Genomic DNA, 2,386 nt, shown 5'->3' on the forward strand with positions numbered 1-2,386 from the left:
GTCCCAAAATTTAAAGAGATGTTTGAGAAATTCGATACAGCACTCCCTGTACCTACACAGATACTGCTAGGATTGGAACATGCCCTAAGTAATTATGGACTATATATTCTTATCGGCTTAGCATTTGGAGTGTTTATGCTACTACATACATATAAAAACCGTGATGATTTCAAATACAAGATAGACAAACTCCTAGTCCATCCAAGGTTCTATCTAATTCACAAAATCATCTTTTTTGCTACGATGCACAAATATACACTTGTATTTGGTGAACTAGTAAAATCAGGTATTCCCGTCTCTGAAGCCCTAGATACAGCTGTTGGTATGGTTGATAATCTATATATAAAGAAGAAACTACTAACAGTCAATGCAAATATAGCCAGAGGTATCTCTCTATCAGACGCTTTTGAACAGACTGAACTTTTTGAAAATATGCTACTACAGATGATAAGAGCAGGAGAGAGCAGTGGTCAGCTGGATATGATGTTGGAAAAAGTAGAAGGTTATTATGATACTAGATTCCAAGACCTTATAGATAACCTTGCTGCTTATATTGAGCCTATTATGCTTTTCTTTATCGCTGGTTTAGTTCTATTGATGGCTCTTGGTATATTTATGCCTATGTGGGATTTGGGTAAGGCTGTTAAATAAACTATCAACTCTTTAACATATTTTAATGTATAATTCCACATTAATTACAAGAGGATATACATGAATCGTTTTGCCGTTGCATTCACAGGTCCATCAGGTAGTGGAAAAACCACTATCGTTGAGAAGGTTGCCAAAATTTTAATCGCCACCAAAGAGGTTGCCATTATCAAAAATGACCCAAAAGACAAAGCCATCTTTGATGTTGAGGGAAAAGATAGTTACAAATTTTCACAAACAGGTGCAGAGGTCGTGGTGACCTCCCCTACTCGAACGACCTACTTTTCAAAACGACACAAAGAGTTGGATGAAATTATAGAGATGTTTAACCATTTTGACATCTTGCTTGTTGAGGGTCTAAAGACACTACCTCTGCCTCGTATTGCCATCTTTAGAGACCAGATTGATGAGAGTTATCTTGATTGTAGTGAGGCGATAGCCATTGATGAGAGTGTTGATATTAATAAATATAAAATACCAAAAGAGATAGATATCCTCAACCTAAATGATACTAGTGAGATTATAAACTGGATAGAAAAAAATGCGAAAGAGGTATAATGAAAGATATATTTGAGACTATAAAAAATGTTGCTTTTGAGATTGACCATGCTATTAAAACAGAGGATTTAGGTTACTCGGAGAGTGAAAACTCATCAGGTGAAGAGCAACTTAAACTCGATGTTCAAAGTGACCTTATTATCGAAAAAGCTTTTGCCAATGTTTCCTCGGTTAAAGCACTGGTAAGTGAAGAGAAAGAGGGTGTACTCGAACTTAGCAAAACAGGTAGATATACCGTATGTTATGACCCACTGGATGGCTCTAGCCTTGTCGATGTTAATCTCTCTGTAGGTTCTATCTTTGGTATTTATGAGGGCGAACTAGAGGGCAAAAACCTTGTCGCTTCAGCTTATGTGGTTTATGGACCTCGAATTGAGTTGGTTATTGCAACCAGAGAGAGTAAACCGATGTTATATCTTGCTATGGATTCTAAATTTAAACAACTTGGTGAGATTACGATGAATGAAAAGGGAAAACTCAACGCTTCTGGTGGAACACAACAACACTGGGCTGAGCATCATAAAACATTTATAGATAGTCTGTTCCAAGAGGGTTATAGATTGCGTTACTCAGGCGGTATGGTTCCTGACCTACACCAAATCATGCTCAAAGGTGGTGGACTCTTCTCCTACCCAAGCACAACAGACAAACCAGAGGGAAAACTTAGACAACTTTTTGAAGTAATTCCCTTTGCACTCATGTATGAACAGGCAGGTGCTGAAGCGATTGATGACAGAGGGGAGAGACTATTAGAGCTTGTTCCATCACACCCACATGATACAACTCCTTGTTTCTTTGGTTCCAAATATGAGATAGCTGCACTCAAAACAGCTTATGGAATTAATGGTTAATGGAAGATATATCTCTTGATGAGTGGGAAATCAAGCTACAAGCTAAAATCAAAGAGCTACACTCCTGCCAAAAGCAACAAGAGGTAAAAAGCTGTCTACAATGTCCAAAAATTTATAACTGTGAGCTTAGAGACTCCTATGTTCATGCTGTCTACTCTAGTATGAACAAAGGAGCAGGTGGAGGCTTTGAGTTCTAAAGATTTGGAATCGGAGACTTCAGTCCCGAACATGACGAGGCTAAAGCCCAATGCCAATGAATTAGCGAGGCTGAAGCCATCGTTTCCTTATATGCAATTTGCATTTTCGGAATCGGCGTGTTTACACCCGAA

The 2,386-nt window shown here is 38.3% G+C and carries 4 protein-coding genes; all 4 read left to right on the forward strand.

All coding sequences use genetic code 11. The features are described 5' to 3' along the window. Positions 1 to 651 (forward strand): type II secretion system F family protein (locus tag GSY74_RS04620; RefSeq protein WP_164663933.1); only part of this gene is annotated, 651 nt, incomplete at its 5' end. 60 nt (positions 652 to 711) lie between these two features. Next, positions 712 to 1,206 carry a molybdopterin-guanine dinucleotide biosynthesis protein B gene (gene mobB, locus GSY74_RS04625; RefSeq protein WP_164663934.1) on the forward strand — a complete coding sequence of 165 codons (495 nt, stop codon included), beginning with the start codon at positions 712 to 714 and terminating at the stop codon, positions 1,204 to 1,206. Then, a complete protein-coding gene (locus GSY74_RS04630; protein ID WP_164663935.1) occupies positions 1,206 to 2,057 on the forward strand; it encodes a class 1 fructose-bisphosphatase in 852 nt (283 codons plus the stop codon). The genes mobB and GSY74_RS04630 overlap by 1 nt, the downstream gene beginning before the upstream one ends. Further along, a complete protein-coding gene (locus GSY74_RS04635; RefSeq protein WP_164663936.1) occupies positions 2,057 to 2,254 on the forward strand; it encodes a hypothetical protein in 198 nt (65 codons plus the stop codon). The genes GSY74_RS04630 and GSY74_RS04635 overlap by 1 nt, the downstream gene beginning before the upstream one ends. Positions 2,255 to 2,386: the final 132 nt, after the last annotated feature.

Source organism: Sulfurovum sp. bin170 (genome assembly GCF_010892395.1).
Classification (GTDB): domain Bacteria; phylum Campylobacterota; class Campylobacteria; order Campylobacterales; family Sulfurovaceae; genus UBA1140.

What these genes read in the sequence shown, in the direction of transcription:
- GSY74_RS04635 (WP_164663936.1), top strand. Translation starts at nt 2,057, where the DNA reads ATGGAAGATATATCTCTTGATGAGTGGGAAATCAAGCTACAAGCTAAA.
- GSY74_RS04630 (WP_164663935.1), top strand. Translation starts at nt 1,206, where the DNA reads ATGAAAGATATATTTGAGACTATAAAAAATGTTGCTTTTGAGATTGAC.
- mobB (WP_164663934.1), top strand. Translation starts at nt 712, where the DNA reads ATGAATCGTTTTGCCGTTGCATTCACAGGTCCATCAGGTAGTGGAAAA.